Consider the following 15,839-nt stretch of genomic DNA (forward strand, 5'->3'; position numbering starts at 1 on the left):
TTTTGCATAAGTAAATCATTATTCATCACAACGAGTTATCTAAAAAAAGCATAAGATATGCTGATTTTTGCATAATTAGGCATATTGTCGATGTTTGGTCCTATAGAATTTATTATGGCTGGGGTATTGGTTGGCTTCTGTGTCGGTATTACAGGTGTCGGTGGCGGTTCATTGATGACCCCAATCCTGATCAGTCTGTTTAAGATCGAACCACATATCGCCATTGGTACTGATCTACTTTATGCCTCAATTTCTAAATTCTGTGGTTCAGTCGTTCATGCCAAAAAACTGAATATTGTGTGGCCAATTGTACTTTGGCTGTCTTTGGGAAGTATTCCAGCCTCATTCGCAACCTCTTGGGTTCTTGAACATTATTTAAGTCAATCTACCCATTATAAAGCGGTATTGACCATGGTCTTGGGCTTTATGTTGACCTTGACTGGTATTTCAATTGTTTTCCGTGCACAGATAGAAAAGTTCTTTGACAAGTTCCGTAACCGTGAACAAGCGGATATGGAAAGTGAACAACATGCATTGCAACACAAACGTCATTACATTGTCATTATGGGTGTTGTACTCGGTATCTTTGTGACTTTGTCTTCTGTGGGTGCAGGTGCTTTCGGTATCATGGCCTTAGTGCTTATGTTCCCGAACCTTCCTATGATCCGTATCATTGGTTCAGACGTGGTACATGCGGTATTACTGACAGCTGTTGCTGGTCTAAGTCATATGTCCTCAGGTAATGTCGACTTTACCCTGTTGATGTGGCTGTTGGTGGGTTCAATTCCAGCCATTATTGTCGGTACACTCATCAGCTCACGTATGCCAGAACGACTAATCCGTAAAATTCTAGGCATTACCCTATTTGCTTTGGGGGTGAACTTCATGGTGAACCCAATTAAGGCGAAGCCAAAGCCAGTTGAAACACATCAAGCGGTTGTGGTTCAGCAAACAAAGCACGTAACAACAATTGTTTAAGCGTTGTAATGCCGATTATTTCTACATAAATTATGCTTTTCGCTAGTTAATCAATCGGCATTTCATGCTATATTCGTAGACAAAATAACCTTTTCTTTCGATTGAATTTGTGACAGCAATGAATACTCTACAGTCAAATCCAGTTTCTCAGCCAGATATCGACGACGTTAATATTAAAAGCATTCAAACTTTGATTACCCCAGCTGAACTGAAAGCTGACCTCCCTTTATCTGATGCTGCTTCTCAAACTGTGTTACAAGGACGTGCAACTGTACGTAACATTTTAGATGGCAACGACAAACGCTTGTTTGTGGTGATTGGCCCTTGTTCGATTCACGATCCTAAAGCTGCACATGAATATGCTGATCGCCTCAAGGTTCTCAGCGAAAAAGTAAAAGACACCTTATATTTGGTGATGCGTGTTTATTTTGAAAAACCACGTACCACAGTCGGTTGGAAAGGTTTAATCAATGACCCTGACATGAATGACTCTTTCAATATTGAAAAAGGTTTACATATCGGCCGTGGATTACTCATTGATTTGAATGAAAAAGGTTTGCCATGTGCGACTGAAGCACTTGATCCAAACTCACCACAATACTATCAAGACTTGATTTCATGGTCTGCGATTGGTGCACGTACCACGGAAAGCCAAACTCACCGTGAAATGTCATCAGGCTTATCATCTCCTGTTGGCTTTAAAAATGGTACCGATGGTGGTTTAACCGTTGCGACCAATGCGATGCAATCTGTTAAACATGGTCACAGCTTCTTAGGCCTGAATGAAAATGGTCAAGTTGCGATTATCAATACTAAAGGCAACCCTTATGCGCACGTGGTATTACGTGGTGGTAATGGCAAGCCAAACTATGATGCAACTTCAGTTGCTGAAGCTGAAGCAGCTTTGGCAAAAGCTAAAGTCAGCAACAAGATCATGATTGATACTAGTCATGCCAACTCAAACAAAGACCCGTACTTACAACCTTTGGTTTTGAAAAACATCACGGAACAAATCCTTGATGGTAACAAATCAATCGTTGGGATCATGGTGGAGAGTCACTTAAAAGGTGGTCGTCAGGATATTCCTGAAAACCTTTGTGATCTTGAATACGGTAAGTCAGTGACTGATGGCTGTATCGATTGGGAAACCACAGAAAAAGCATTACTCGAAATGCATGAAGCATTGAAAGACGTCTTACCAACACGTTAATTCGATCTTCACAAAAAAATAGGCTCTTATGAGCCTATTTTTTTGTTCGTCAATTCAGCTAGCTTGCACAAACGTACAATACAGCCCATGGCACTTTGCCCTATTTTGATCATCCTTTGTTATTGATTCATTTAGGTTGATCATGGAAATTTTTCTTTATACATTAAGTGTGATGTACAGCCCTGGTCCTGTAAACTTTATGGGATTAAATGCTGGGCTAACAGGACAGCTCACTCGAACATTGGGCTTTTTTGCTGGTGTGGGTTGTTCTATGCTGATGCTATTTGTTGTATTTGGTTATGCTGGTGCAGCATTGATTCCCCATGCGTATTTGCATTTTATTGCCTTGATCGGGGCGCTTTATACCTTTTATATCGCCTATAAAATGATGACAGCGCATACAGAATTAAAAACAGATCAAACCCAACACAAAAGCCTCAACTTTTGGAATGGTTTCTGGATTCAAAGCCTGAATCCGAAAGCAATTTTGGTGATTTTACCTGTCACTACCATTATGTACCCTGCTGCACATATTACTGGCAGCTTGATTCTGATTGTATCTTTACTCATTTCTCTTGGTGCAGCGGGTGCTCCGTTGCTTTATTCATTTGCTGGAACAGTAATTGGCAAAAATTTGAGTAATCCGATTTGGCTCAATCATCTGAATAAAATACTGGGTATCTTCTTAATTATTTCAGGTCTATTTATGTTGAGTGATTTCTTAAAAGGTATGCATCTTATTTAAAGCATTTTTAGTCGCAAGCACAGCTTATTTCTGATGTGTATAAATCTCTTTCCATCTTGCTGGGGTAATTCCAAAAGCTTTGCTAAAATGCCGAGTCATATGGCTTTGGTCAAAAAAACCAGCAATGATGGCGGCCTGTGTCAGCGACTCTCCATACATCAAACACCTTTTCACGATATCTAGCCGACGCATGGTCATATAACGATGCGGACTGGTGCCAAATAGCAGTCTAAAATCACGAGAAAGGCTCCAACGATCACGTTGGATATTCTGTTCTAAATCATCCAAACTGATGTTCTGACCCAGTGAAGCGTGTATAAACTCTCTAGCACGCTCCGCCGCAATATAATCATAGCGTTGCCGCGCACGTACTGGCTGACCTGCAACTTCATACAAGGTTGTCGCCAAGTCATATAAAGCATCTTCTTCTTCTAAAAGATCCAATGGATCCTGCATATTTTGCAAAAGTGTGTGGGTGACTCGATAAAGCCGTGGATCATCACTCAGCCCATCTTTGAAAAAAGGCAGCGGCTTGCCTTTCATGATCTTTTGAATCAATGCAGGTTCAACGTACATCATTCGGTAGTGGAAACCCTCTTGAGTCCCTGCACTACCGTCATGTTTTTCATCTGGATGCAATACCATGGTCATGCCATGCTGGCTATGTCTAACCTCACCACGATAATGAAAGCTTTGTACACCAGACAAGGTACGACCAATCGCAAAAGTATCATGTTGGTGCGGTTCATATGCATGATCAGAAAAGAAAGCTTCTATTCGTTCCAAGCGATCACTATCAGAAGCCCGCACAATCCAATCGGAATGATTTACTATTTTTGACACGCTGATCTGCCTATAAATTATTGAATTCAGCAGTCTCAGAATACCTTAATTTTGCTTTGATCTATAAGTCATTTTTTGATTATACTGCTGCCACATTTCTCCTACGACGTATCGCTGATATGAAGTCCAGTTTTCGTCAACATTTGCTTAAGTGGCGTGCCAGTTTCGGCGCGATAACTTTGCTTTGTTTACTCTGGCATATCTTCTTACCAACGATGGTCCATACAGGCATCGTACCTGCACTTTATGCAATGCCAAGCCATTGCCAAGTCACAGAGATTCAAAATGTCTCGCTGATGTCACAGACACATTCAAGTCATCATCAACATAGCATGCACGACATGCATCACGGACCGCAGCTACAACACGCCAAACATACTCAGCTCAGTGAATATGCACAACAAGTATATGCACTGGCGGGCCAAATCATGAAGCATTGTCCTTTATGCTCACATGGTTTAGATGCCGCTGCGATTGTCCCGCTTATTGCATTCATTATTATATTTCTACTGGCTTGGTTCAGTCGCGTTCGCTGCCTGTGCCATACGTGGACAGAAGATCTGCACATCGCCCGCATCTTCTATATTTTTCCAATCAAACAAGCCCCGCCACTCGCTTTATAAATCGCAAATTTTACTTCGTGCCCCGTAAATAACGTTGGTACGTCCTTAGTTCTTGCTTTTTATAGAGTTCAAAATGAATACTCAATTCCGTTTGTCTGTATTAGCGGCTGCGTGCCTGTCTGTTGGCTATAGTTCTGCTACTTTTGCTGAAACTGTGCCATCTAATACCACCGAAACCTTAGCCACCATTGTTGTCACCGCCAGTCGTGAAGGTGAATCGATTAATAATACCCCTGCTGCGATAAGTAAAATTAATAGCAAGGACATTGAAGATAAACATGCAACCTTTATTGGACAGGTGCTGAATCAAACCCCAGGCGTGTTAATGAATGACTTGGGCAATGAACAGCATATGATGTCCATTCGCCAACCGATTACCACAGCAGCCGTTTATCAATATTTAGAAGATGGTATTTCGATTCGTCCTGTGGGTGTGTTTAACCACAATGCCTTATATGAAATGAATTTAGCGGGTATTGATAGCATTGAAATTTTACGTGGCCCTGCCAGTAGCTTATATGGCAGCAATGCGATTGGTGGAACCATTAATTTTCTCACCAAAGCACCGAGTACTACACCCACAGCCGATCTTGGCATCAGTGCCAGTTCTGAAGGATATCGCCGTATCGATGTCGGTGCATCCAATATCTTTGATAGCGAATGGGGTGAGCATGGGTTAAGACTTTCTGCCTATGCCAGTGATCGTGGTGATAGCTGGCAAGACCACGCTGAAAGCAATAAACAGAGTGTGACGCTCAGACATGACTGGCACATCTCTGATGCCACACAAATCAAAAATATTGTCAGCTATAACCATTTAAAAGCGGATATGACCGGTAGTTTAAATCTGGACGATTATCGCAACCGCCCTGGATACAGCTACCAAACCTTTACCTATCGTGAAGTTGATGCCACACGGCTTTCTTCTCAAATTAGCCATCAATGGAATGATCAGCAGCAAAGCCAAGTTACCTTATATTATCGAGACAATGCCACCGAGCAAAACCCAAGTTATAACATCCGTACCGATGTTAAAAATGGCAAACCGACAGGCACTTATAGTGGACAAACTACCTATAACACCTTTCAGTCCTATGGTTTAAATGCGCAGCATTCGGCTACATTTGATCAGGTCAAACTGATTGTTGGTGCGATGGCGGACCATTCACCCAACCAAGCCAAAACCAATGATATTCAGGTGTTCCGAGACCCGAATACCTTGGTGTATACCGGTTATCAACAACGCCAGCGCTTGCGCGACTTTAAGGTAGACGTCAATAACCAAGCCCTCTATGCGCAAGCCAATTGGCAAGTGTTACCGACTTTAAATTTAGTCGGTGGTGCACGCTATGACTGGATTCGTTATGACTATGAAAATAAATTAACCCCATCAAAAACCACAGGCGCACCGAATGAAAAACGTGATTTTCATAAAGCCAGCCCTCAAGTCGGTTTTGTATGGAACATCACGCCAGCAATTGATCTTTATAGCAACTGGTCGCAAGGCTTTGTACCACCCGAAGTGAGCAGTTTATACGGTGCAAATTTGGTGACACCAGACTTAAAAGAAGCCACATTTAATAACATCGATGCAGGTCTGCGTTTTAAATTATTGGATGATCGCTTAGACGGTGAAATCACCCTATATCGCTTAGAAGGCGAAGATGAAGTGATTAGCTATACCAAGCCAGATAACACACGCGAACCACGCAACACAGGTAAAACCTTACATCAGGGAATTGAAATTGGAGGAACCTTGAAGCTCAGTGATTTATATGATCAGCGCTTAAAACTCTCAGGCAGTGTGGCCAAACATGAGTATCAGCAGTTTCAACCGTCGAGTGTTTTAGATTATAGCGGCAACACCATGCCGAGTGCGCCGAAAACATTTGGTACGCTTGAATACCAGATCAAGCCAATACCTGAGCTATTACTTTCTGCAGAAGCGGTTTATGTCGGCGCTTACTGGATCAATGATGCCAACACGGAAAAGTATGATGGTCATACTTTGCTCAACCTACGTGCCAATTACCGTAAAAATGCTTATGAGATCTATGGGCAAATCCTGAATGCCACAGATCAGCATTATGCGGAAAGTACCTCATTTAGTAATAACCAAGTCAGTTATACCCCCGCTGCACCACGAACCTATTTATTAGGTTTACGTTACCATTTTGGGAAATAAGCAATGAATGCCAAACAACTGAAAAAACTACTGTCTTTACACCGTAGTTTTGGGATGGTGTTGGGCGTTCTCGTTTTACTTTGGTCTTTAACAGGTGTGTTGCATCCGATGATGAGTGCAACACAACCTCAGCCTGTGAAACGGATACCTCCATCTCAACAACTGGATTTAACACATGCCTTAGCAGCAACGGATGTTCTGAAGCAACATCAAATCGCGCAATTTTCAGCCTTACAGGTGATTGAATTAGAAAATCAGCAGATTGCCTATCGCATATTACAGCCCAACCGAAAGATTGCTGAATACTATGATAGTCAGACCGGTCAATTGCTGGTTAATGCCGAACAACAAGATGCCGAGCGTATAGCGCGCTGGTACACGGGTCTCTCTCATCAGGAAATCGTATCCAGTCAAATTATCACCACATTCAGTGATGATTATCCGAGCGTTAATCGTTTACTGCCTGTTTGGCGTGTTGATTTTCAAAATGGTTTACGTGCCTATATAGACCCTTCACAAGCACGACTGGCCACACTGTCTAATGATCAAAAGATGTGGATGACAAAAATATTCCGCTTAGGTCATACCTGGACGTGGGGTGATCAAGTTTGGACAGGTCAAACTATTCTCATGCAAATGGCTTTGATTGGCATACTGTGCATGCTTTTTATGGGGATTGGCTTATTCTTTAAGATTCATAATCGCCGCAATCACCGTCTAGGGCAAAAACCGATCCGCTTTCTACATCGCTATTTAGGTATCAGTTTAAGTGTCTTTATTCTGCTTTGGGTGTTCAGTGGTTTCTATCATATCTGGCAAAAAAAGCCCGATATTAAAAACATTCAACCTGTTTTTCATACAGCTGATCTAAGTACCGAAGCATGGCAGCAGGTCACTCAGCAGCCCATTCAGCGTCTGGATCTTGTACCCACCACCTTTAGCCAAACACATACTCGTGCTGCATGGATGATTCAAGCTGTCGGACAAAGCCCTTTACAAGGCAGCATGACGGCGGCAAGCAAAATGCATGATCATCACGCGACCAAAGCAGCTGCTCCCGCGATTCAGTTTGTAGATGCAGGTAATGGTAAAGCGCTTGATATTCTTGAACAAAGCAAACAATTAGCCGCAAGCTATTTAGCTTTACAACCAGAACAAGTTCAACAGGCCTCATGGGTGACAAGTTTTGGAGGAGAATATGGGTTTATCAACAAACGCTTACCCGTGATCAAGGTTGAGACCCTGTTAGAGAATCAACTCAGACTGTATATAGAACCGAGCAGCGGTGTGATTGCAGCTCAGGTCACACAACAAGATGCCTTAGAAGGATTTAGTTTTGCTTATTTACACAAATGGACATGGTTGCCGATAGATAAAACGCTTCGAGATATCATTCTGGCTACGATTGCAGCACTGGTTGCCTTACTCGCTGTGTTGGGTTTCTGGGTTCAACTGCGTAAACGTTAAAATCGTTAAAGTGATCCTTCTGTTTGCAGGAGGATCACGCCAATCCAAGTGATCAATTTTTTTAAATGATATAGAACGAAGTAATCACAGCACTGAGAAGCACTCCAGTTTCAGCCAGCTCAATTGCAGCGCCTACTGTATCTCCAGTAATCCCGCCAATTCGTTTAATAAATACTGATCGCATATAAAAAAGTAGCACTAAAAAAACCAGTAAGGCAATTAATCCAAGCCATTTAAACACACAAAGCAATGCTATTGTAATGACAAAAACTATCCAAAGTCTCTTTTTTGGCATGAACTCGGTAATAGACCGCCCTAAGCCTTGAGCACGGACATAAGGCGTGGTGAGGAATAAAAACACTGGCACACTGCGCCCAAGCATGGGCAAGACAATTAAAAAAGCAGCCAGTTGTTGTTCAAGCAAAACGTATAAGGCAACAAATTTTAGCAAGCAAACGACAATTAAACTCAGCACCCCGATTGGACCACATGCAGGGTCTTTCATGATGCTCAAGGTTCTTTCAGGATCACCAAATCCACCGACCCATGCGTCGGCTGTATCCGCTAAACCATCCAGATGTAATCCACCTGTCAGCCAAATCCAGAGTACGAGAATCAGTGCTGCGCTCAAGATGATCGGAAGCTTTGCCAATAACATGGCAGATGCAAACAAAATGAGACCAAGTAATACACCCACCAAAGGATAAAACAGCATGGCCTGAGCATTCTGCTTTGCGCTTGGCATCGTTTTGAGTTCAATGGGTAAAACAGTCAAAAACTGCAAGGCAATCCAAAAAGGTGTCATGCAACCTCTCAATGACAACGGGTTCATCATGCCTGAATTATGAAGAAATAAAATTGGGAATAGCAAGCGATTCCCAAATGAAAAGGCTGAATATCTTAGTTTATTGAATTTGATAACATTGTTTAAGCTTCAAATAGTCATAATAAAAACTGTTGTTGCTATAACGTGCATAGTTACAGCTCGACTTAAACAAAGTTTCTTTCTCGTTATAGAACATCTTCACCAAGGTTGTGCCTTGCTTGTCTTGATAGATATCCCACTGTAAATTCGCCGCCATTGGTGACACTAGCTCACCCCGCCAAGCGCTGCTGTTGTAGCTATAAGTTTGACGTAAAGGTAAAGGCTGCATCATATTGTACAACTCTAAACTGGTCGCCAAAGGAATAATGATTTCGGCATGAGCAAAACGTAATACCGCACGATGTGCTTGCTGCTGATCTACAATCGCATCGACTTGTTTAAATAAGTCCTGCTTTAAGCCTTGAGCAATTGCACTGGTGACGTTCTTCGATTCGGTAAAACTTGGCCCTTTGCTATAAAAATCATTGGCATCGTTAAATTCAGCATAGAATTTTGCAGCATCTACAGGCATATACTGCTCAAAATCAACACCTTTCAGTTCAGTTTTCATACCACCTGATATTGAATATAACTCATATACATAGGCCGCCGCATCCACAGCACTGGCAATACTGTTTTTACCCTTGCCTTTTTCAGTGATGGTTTCACCTTTAGGTGAAGTGACGCTGTATGAACCAGTATTACTAAATACATAGCCTGTGCTTCCCAACTTTTGGATAAATTCGGCTTTGAACAGTGGATTCAATACACTCTTTGCCACTAATTCAGCGCGAATATTTTTCGTAAGCTCATTTAACTTATTGACCAGATCTGCATCCTCTTCTTCAAAATGTTGATAGGCTTGGCTGGCATCGTAAATCGCTTGTTGTTGTGCGGATAAGGGTTGTGCTAAATCTTGCTCTTTATTCAAACTATGAAAATAAAGCTTAAAACGATCCACCCCACCATCTTCAATTGATGGCACACTGCTACTGGCTAAACTGGTGTATGAGACTGGGGTGATGTGTGCCTTTAATTGCGGTTGCTGCTGGATCAATTCAGCGGTAAAAAACTTGGCACTATCCACTGCACGGTCTACACCTGAACTTTGCACTAAAATTGAAGCAGGTTGGGTCGAGGCAGCTTTAAATAGATTGGGTAAGCGTTTTAATAAGCGATCTGCAATTCCACGATGCTCCTGAATACCGGTCATGGATTCGTTACCATAGCCAAACTGACGAATGCCCTCTACCCCATAACCCAAAAGAATATTGGCTTTCATCATGCTTTCTAAATCTGCCCCCAGCTTTTCACCTAAAGGTGTGAGTGCATTTTCAGCTTTGGCTTGTTTCCAAAGGTTATACAACGCTAAATCATATTTGATGCTGGATAAACCGCGAGAGCCATGACGTGCAACCAGTTCAGTAAATACAGGCTGAAAGCCTTGCGGAATGGCTTCATATTTTTTGAGATCTTGTTGTGGTTGGTATGGAGTTTTGGTCTGATAATATTTTGATTCAGCGTTATTTTCAGGGGGTCTTTTCGATTCTGAGTGATTGTCGCTATTACATGCTGCCAATAAAATGCTTGCGCATAACACACTGCTTTTCAATAATATATTCATGAATGATTTGCTTATAGGTCAAGAAATGCCATGTATCATAGGCAGTCGCAATGACAGTTCGATTACATGACCCAAGCAAATACTGGAATCTGCTAGATCTTTGTCTTTTCAGAAAAATGAATTTTATTGTCAACTTGGGTTAGGTTTAAAGCATATAATTTTCCTAACTCCGCAGGCATGGTTAATAGTTCATCCAGCTTTTGCTGACGGGCCAGACAAGTCAGCAACTTAATCACCCCGCCATGCGTCACAATCAATGCCTTGTTCCAGTTGTGTTGCTGCATTTGAACATAAATTTCATTAAAACCATGCATGACACGCTGTTGGAATTGATTCAACGACTCCCCATTCGGTGCATGATATTGTGTTGGAAATTGCCAGAAATTAGCCAATCGCTCAGGTGCTGTTTCATAAATAGTTTGAGTCGCAACACCTTCCCAATCACCAAAATACATTTCCTTGATTTCAGCATTGAGTAGTAAGGGCAATTCGAGTTGTTTGGCTAATTCTGCCGCAAACTTTTGGCAGCGTTGCAAGGGCGAGCTGATGACCACATCCCACTGTATCTGAGCATCAAGCTGCTGCTGAATGGTGGATTGCATTTGCAACCAACCTTGTTCAGTCAAGGCATCATCAAGATGCCCACGCAAGGTGTGGCTGAGTGTGGTTTCACCATGCCGCAGCAAATCAAGGTGCAACTTTATCACCTGTCACCGCAGCTTCAGCAAAGGTGGCCATTTGGTTATGCAACACGCAAGCCAGTTGCAGCATCGACAATGCAGCTCCTGCACCACTGCCTTCACCAAGACGCAAATTCATATTTAAAATGGGCTGAGCCTCTAAGGCTTTTAGCACGCGCTGATGGCCATATTCAGCCGATTGATGTCCAAACAGCATCCATTCGCGACTGTGGGGTTGAATGCGTACCGCACATAAAGCGGCAACTGAGCTAATAAAACCATCCACCACGACTGGCAAACCAAGTTGTGCACAGCGGATATAAGCGCCGGTCATTGCAGCAATTTCCAAACCACCAACCGCAGCCAAGATTTTTAAAGCATCGTCAGCAACATCTGCTTGATGTCGTTTCACTGCTTGATCAATAACAGAGACCTTGTGTTGCAGCTGTTGATTATTAATTCCTGTCCCCACACCCGTCAGTTGTGCGGCACCTTCATTCAACAATAAACAAGCCAGTGCTGAAGCTGAACAGGTATTGCCTATCCCCATTTCACCAGCAATAAAAATATCGGCAGCTTGAGCTTTGGCACGATCAACACTGTCTTTACCCAGTTGTAAAGCCGCCAAGCATTCCTGTTCGGTCATTGCAGCTTGTTGGGCAAAATTGGCTGTACCTGCACGAATGCAATGGCGCTCAACCCCTACATAATCATAGACCTCACCCACTGTTCCGCAATCCACCACTTGTAAATGTGCATGATGATGTTTGGCAATGACACTAATGGCTGCACCGCCTGAGGCGAAATTTTGCAGCATTTGACGGGTCACGGCTTGCGGATAAGCCGAAATATTTTCTGCAACCACCCCATGATCGCCTGCAAAATGGTAATCCAAGGTTGTTGAATCTGAGGATGTACTGTGCCCTGTAAGCTCGCCAATTGAATGGCTAGCTGCTCAAGTTTCCCCAAAGCCCCTGTAGGTTTGGTCAATTGCAGTTGACGTTGTTCAGCTTGTTGTTTGGCATCTAAATCTGGTTGTTGTACTGCAGCTAAAAACCATTGTGCTTGTTCAGTCATGTTATTTCTCATCTTTTAAAATCATTGGAAAGCCTGCTACACAAAACATGACTTTATTGGCAAGTTGCCCTAAGGTCTGATGCAAACGCCCTGCTTCATCCACAAAACGACGACTGATTTCTCCCATCGGTACCACTCCAAGCCCAGTTTCATTACTGACCAGAATAATTTGAGACTGCAGTTGCGGTAAGACCTCGAATAGTTTTTGCATCTGTTGTTGCTGTAAGGCTGGGTCTTCAGCCAATAACAGATTAGTCAGCCACAAGGTTAAGCAATCAACCAAAATCAGCTGATCGGCTTGATCGCATTGCAATAGTCGATCTGCCAAATAAATCGGTTCTTCAATCACTTGCCAATGAGCTGGACGTTGCTGTTGATGATGGGCAATCCGCTGCTGCATTTCTGCATCTAAGGCCTGCGCCGTTGCAATATAAATGACCGATAAACCTGCCTCTTTGGCAGTTTGTTCTGCCAAACGACTTTTACCTGAGCGCGCCCCACCTAAAATCAGTTGCAACATATCTAACCTAGTTCAATTTGCTGATAAGGATACAGTAATCCTTGTAAAATCTGTGCCTTATAATAGCCAAAAGTCAGTTTTTTGACCTGAATCTTTATGGTTCTTGGCGGAAGTTGTTGTATCCGCTGCAATACCCTATCACTCGGCCAAGCTTCACCATACAAACCTAAAGTAATGTGCGGACAATATTCAAGTGCTGCAATCTCTTCTGAAATATAGGCAAATTGCTGACGAATTTGTGCTAGTACACCCTGCTGATCTTTAATGTGTAGGAACAAAGCACTACTAAAGCTATCGATGTGCGTGATTTCAAGCTCAAAAGGTTTGAGCTGTAATGCTTCAATTAGCTTGATCTGCTGCTGTAATTGTTGAATCTGAAAATCATCGTCGAATTGCTTAACAACAGGCTGCAAGAAACCACAAACAAATAAAGTAATGTGATATTGGCGTTGCTGTGCAGGAAGTAATAGATCTGAAAATTGTGTCTGGATTTCATCTAAATATTGAATCAATTCAGGTTTATCAATTTCAATATACCAAAGCCCATAATCTGAGCGACCCTTATGCCATTCAGGATAATCGCGTATTTTGGTCGCAATCAATTGGGTCTCTGCTTGTAATAACACAACTTCAGCATTCTGTTTAACGTTGTGTTATTCAAACATAAACCCAGATAGAAGTTAAGGTACTTTCACTGTGATCATTGCCACTTATGCAGTTAGAGGTTTCAATTCCTCCAACTGTGACATGAATGCATTATCATTGAGTTCCGCCTGAATTCCGTGATAGAGCTGGTTTAATAAGGCTTTCTTCTGATTTTCAGTGATGTCCATATGCTCAATATTGGTCTGGACATGTTTTACAATCTTAATCTCGTCCAGCTCAAGCATTTTCAGCGCATAGGCATAGCCATAAATTGCACCTTGCATTAACTTCTGGTAAGGAAGTTGTTGCTGCACATGAGATTCTAAACTGCCTAAAACACGCTCATTCAGATTTAGTTTTCTAAGCGGATCACGAGCCACACGCTCACATGGATCTTTATAGGCGGCTCGGCAAGAATGCATAAAACTTTCCGCTATACGGTCCAGTTCTTTCGCTTGGTTGGGAATCATATTGGCCAAACCCAATTTAACCTCATTGACCACCTGCTCTGCATATTTCATGATTTTTGGATCGGCCATAGCGATACCAATGGTTTCATGTCCAAGTGCACTGGCATACCACGCCAACATGGCATGACAGCCATTCCATAGCCGATTTTTAATGATTTGAATCTCAGAAATTTGATCAACTAAAATCATCTGACGCATTTTGCTCAACAATGGACTGCGATTTTCCACGTAAATCGGCATATCCATTTCACTATGGAATAGGATCAAGTCCATATTTTGTAGGAATTGCCCTGTTTGGAACTGCCCACGCATGTCTTCTAAACAGTAAGTGATCTGCTGTTCTTGCTTTTCAGTCAGAGCGGTTTCCTCTGAAAGTTCAATCGTTTCTGGATTGAGATCATTTTGATATTGTTTAAATAAATTGTGCTTGATATTGAGCTGACGATATAAGGCCTGATCCGTCAGTTTTGACACCATTCGATTGACCACGGTATCGCAAAAATAATGTTCACTTAAAATATGTTCTGCAATATCTTCATCCGTCATGGAAAGTAAGGCTTCACGGATATGTTTTAAGACCAAATACTTTGCGCACACTTTATTCAGAATAATTAAAAAGGTAATGGGCTCATTATTGTCTGCATCTGCTGACATAAAACGGGCCAATAGTCCCTTCGCAATCGTTTTCGCCTCGGACTCAATTGCCTGTTCTGGCAAACATAGTGCAATCAGGCTAGATTGCGTATACATCTCTAACATCTGCTGTTCATTGTCAGCATCAACCACAGTGAGATTATCAATACGCTCATCATATGAAGACTGGCCATATCGGATACTATAGCTGCCAAAACTATTCACTGATTCCAAATAAAGACGATTTCGGGTTGATGCCAGAATCCGTTTTGGGCGTGTGTAACCATCCCAATAAGACAGAATCTGTGCTACGTATCCCCCACCAATGGCACCAAAGCCATGGATCCCAACAGTCAATTGATTGACACTTTGCGGAAATAATTCTTGTAATTGTGGCATGCCCATTTCAGGAATATATTGATCCAAAGCATTCAGGCACTCATACATGTCCTGATAGTAAAAATTTGCTTTAGAGAGCATATGATCATTGGGTTCTTTAATATCTTTGAATAAAATCGTGATACCGCCAGCATCATAGGCTGAACAAATCCCGTTTTCCGAATCTTCAAACATTAGACATTGTTGCGGTTGTAAATTTAGTTTTTGTGCCGCTTTTAAAAAGATTTCTGGATGCGGTTTACCTTTTTCAACTTCATCCCCACAAACCAACAAATCAAAAAATTTATAAACATTGGCATTAATTAGATATTCTTCTGCAATTGCTCGACGACTTGAGGTCGCAACTGCCATTTTTAGACCAGACTTTCTTAAACGTTCTAAAACTTGAACCAAACCTTTTTTAATCGGGACACCATTTTTACGTACTGACTCCAATTCCACTTCATCCGCACGTTTGCGAATGGCAGCATAAGGAACATCCATCCCATAAAACTTTTGTGCCAGCTGCTCCGATGCTTTGGCACTTAAGCCGAGACACTGCATCAAATATTCATCTGAAAATTCCTGTCCAATCAGCTCTTTTGATGCCTGTTTCAATGTCTGAAAGCGTAAGCGCTCGGTATCAAACATTGTTCCATCCATGTCAAAAAGTGCTCCTTGAACAGGATAATCATGAAAAATAAGCATCTTTACTCCTTTATCTATCTTGTTATGACGTTTTATAGGGTACATAAAAAATCCCGTTAAAATCCAAAACGTCAATAAATGAAATAAATTTGACTAAAAAACAACCTTAAATTATTTATTTCAGCCTATAGTTTACTAAATTTGTAAAGATTACTTGCATCCCCAATAAAACAGTGATTGTTTTTCAT

General features: G+C 42.0%; 13 protein-coding genes and 1 pseudogene. 6 read left to right on the forward strand and 8 right to left on the reverse strand.

From position 1 onward, the window contains the following. The first annotated feature begins 90 nt into the window (after positions 1–90). The 3 genes from FPL17_RS05675 to FPL17_RS05685 all read left to right on the forward strand — a co-directional run bounded on the left by FPL17_RS05675 (position 91) and on the right by FPL17_RS05685 (position 2,933). Positions 91–978, forward strand: coding sequence for a sulfite exporter TauE/SafE family protein (locus FPL17_RS05675; protein ID WP_151716744.1), 888 nt, complete (start codon positions 91–93; stop codon positions 976–978). Positions 979–1,096: 118 nt separating this feature from the next. Continuing rightward, a complete protein-coding gene (locus tag FPL17_RS05680; protein ID WP_004653380.1) occupies positions 1,097–2,188 on the forward strand; it encodes a 3-deoxy-7-phosphoheptulonate synthase in 1,092 nt (363 codons plus the stop codon). 142 nt (positions 2,189–2,330) lie between these two features. Then, complete coding sequence (locus FPL17_RS05685) at positions 2,331–2,933, forward strand: LysE family translocator (protein WP_159883860.1); 603 nt, start codon at positions 2,331–2,333, stop codon at positions 2,931–2,933. A 24-nt stretch (positions 2,934–2,957) separates the two neighbouring features. Here the strand turns inward: FPL17_RS05685 and FPL17_RS05690 are convergent, their stop codons facing one another. Continuing rightward, a complete protein-coding gene (locus FPL17_RS05690) occupies positions 2,958–3,776 on the reverse strand; it encodes an AraC family transcriptional regulator (RefSeq protein ID WP_159883862.1) in 819 nt (272 codons plus the stop codon). A gap of 119 nt (positions 3,777–3,895) precedes the next feature. On the opposite strand from FPL17_RS05690, the gene FPL17_RS05695 reads away from it, so the two are divergent. The 3 genes from FPL17_RS05695 to FPL17_RS05705 all read left to right on the forward strand — a co-directional run bounded on the left by FPL17_RS05695 (position 3,896) and on the right by FPL17_RS05705 (position 8,051). Beyond that, a complete protein-coding gene (locus FPL17_RS05695) occupies positions 3,896–4,399 on the forward strand; it encodes a hypothetical protein (protein ID WP_159883864.1) in 504 nt (167 codons plus the stop codon). Between the two features lie 73 nt (positions 4,400–4,472). Beyond that, on the forward strand, positions 4,473–6,584 hold the full coding sequence (locus FPL17_RS05700; RefSeq protein ID WP_159883866.1) for a TonB-dependent receptor: 2,112 nt from the start codon (positions 4,473–4,475) through the stop codon (positions 6,582–6,584). Between the two features lie 3 nt (positions 6,585–6,587). Next, a complete protein-coding gene (locus tag FPL17_RS05705; RefSeq protein WP_159883868.1) occupies positions 6,588–8,051 on the forward strand; it encodes a PepSY domain-containing protein in 1,464 nt (487 codons plus the stop codon). Between the two features lie 61 nt (positions 8,052–8,112). Here FPL17_RS05705 and FPL17_RS05710 read toward each other — a convergent pair whose 3' ends face one another. From FPL17_RS05710 to mtlD, 7 genes and pseudogenes are all read right to left on the reverse strand, one after another. After that, on the reverse strand, positions 8,113–8,856 hold the full coding sequence (locus tag FPL17_RS05710; protein WP_159883870.1) for an adenosylcobinamide-GDP ribazoletransferase: 744 nt from the start codon (positions 8,854–8,856) through the stop codon (positions 8,113–8,115). 100 nt (positions 8,857–8,956) lie between these two features. Beyond that, on the reverse strand, positions 8,957–10,540 hold the full coding sequence (locus FPL17_RS05715; RefSeq protein ID WP_159883872.1) for a histidine-type phosphatase: 1,584 nt from the start codon (positions 10,538–10,540) through the stop codon (positions 8,957–8,959). A gap of 92 nt (positions 10,541–10,632) precedes the next feature. Further along, the gene (locus FPL17_RS05720; RefSeq protein WP_159883874.1) at positions 10,633–11,238 is read right to left on the reverse strand and encodes a histidine phosphatase family protein; all 606 of its coding nucleotides are present in this window, start codon (positions 11,236–11,238) and stop codon (positions 10,633–10,635) included. Continuing rightward, positions 11,228–12,297: pseudogene (gene cobT / locus FPL17_RS05725) on the reverse strand (nicotinate-nucleotide--dimethylbenzimidazole phosphoribosyltransferase). The gene FPL17_RS05720 and the pseudogene cobT overlap by 11 nt, the downstream one beginning before the upstream one ends. A 1-nt stretch (position 12,298) precedes the next feature. Beyond that, the gene (cobU, locus tag FPL17_RS05730; protein WP_159883876.1) at positions 12,299–12,817 is read right to left on the reverse strand and encodes a bifunctional adenosylcobinamide kinase/adenosylcobinamide-phosphate guanylyltransferase; all 519 of its coding nucleotides are present in this window, start codon (positions 12,815–12,817) and stop codon (positions 12,299–12,301) included. Between the two features lie 2 nt (positions 12,818–12,819). Then, positions 12,820–13,443, reverse strand: a complete 624-nt coding sequence (locus FPL17_RS05735; protein ID WP_159883878.1) for a 2'-5' RNA ligase family protein — start codon at positions 13,441–13,443, stop codon at positions 12,820–12,822. Positions 13,444–13,527: 84 nt separating this feature from the next. Beyond that, complete coding sequence (mtlD, locus tag FPL17_RS05740; protein WP_159883880.1) at positions 13,528–15,651, reverse strand: bifunctional mannitol-1-phosphate dehydrogenase/phosphatase; 2,124 nt, start codon at positions 15,649–15,651, stop codon at positions 13,528–13,530. Positions 15,652–15,839: the final 188 nt, after the last annotated feature.

It is taken from the genome of Acinetobacter dispersus (assembly GCF_009884975.1).
Lineage (GTDB): Bacteria > Pseudomonadota > Gammaproteobacteria > Pseudomonadales > Moraxellaceae > Acinetobacter > Acinetobacter dispersus.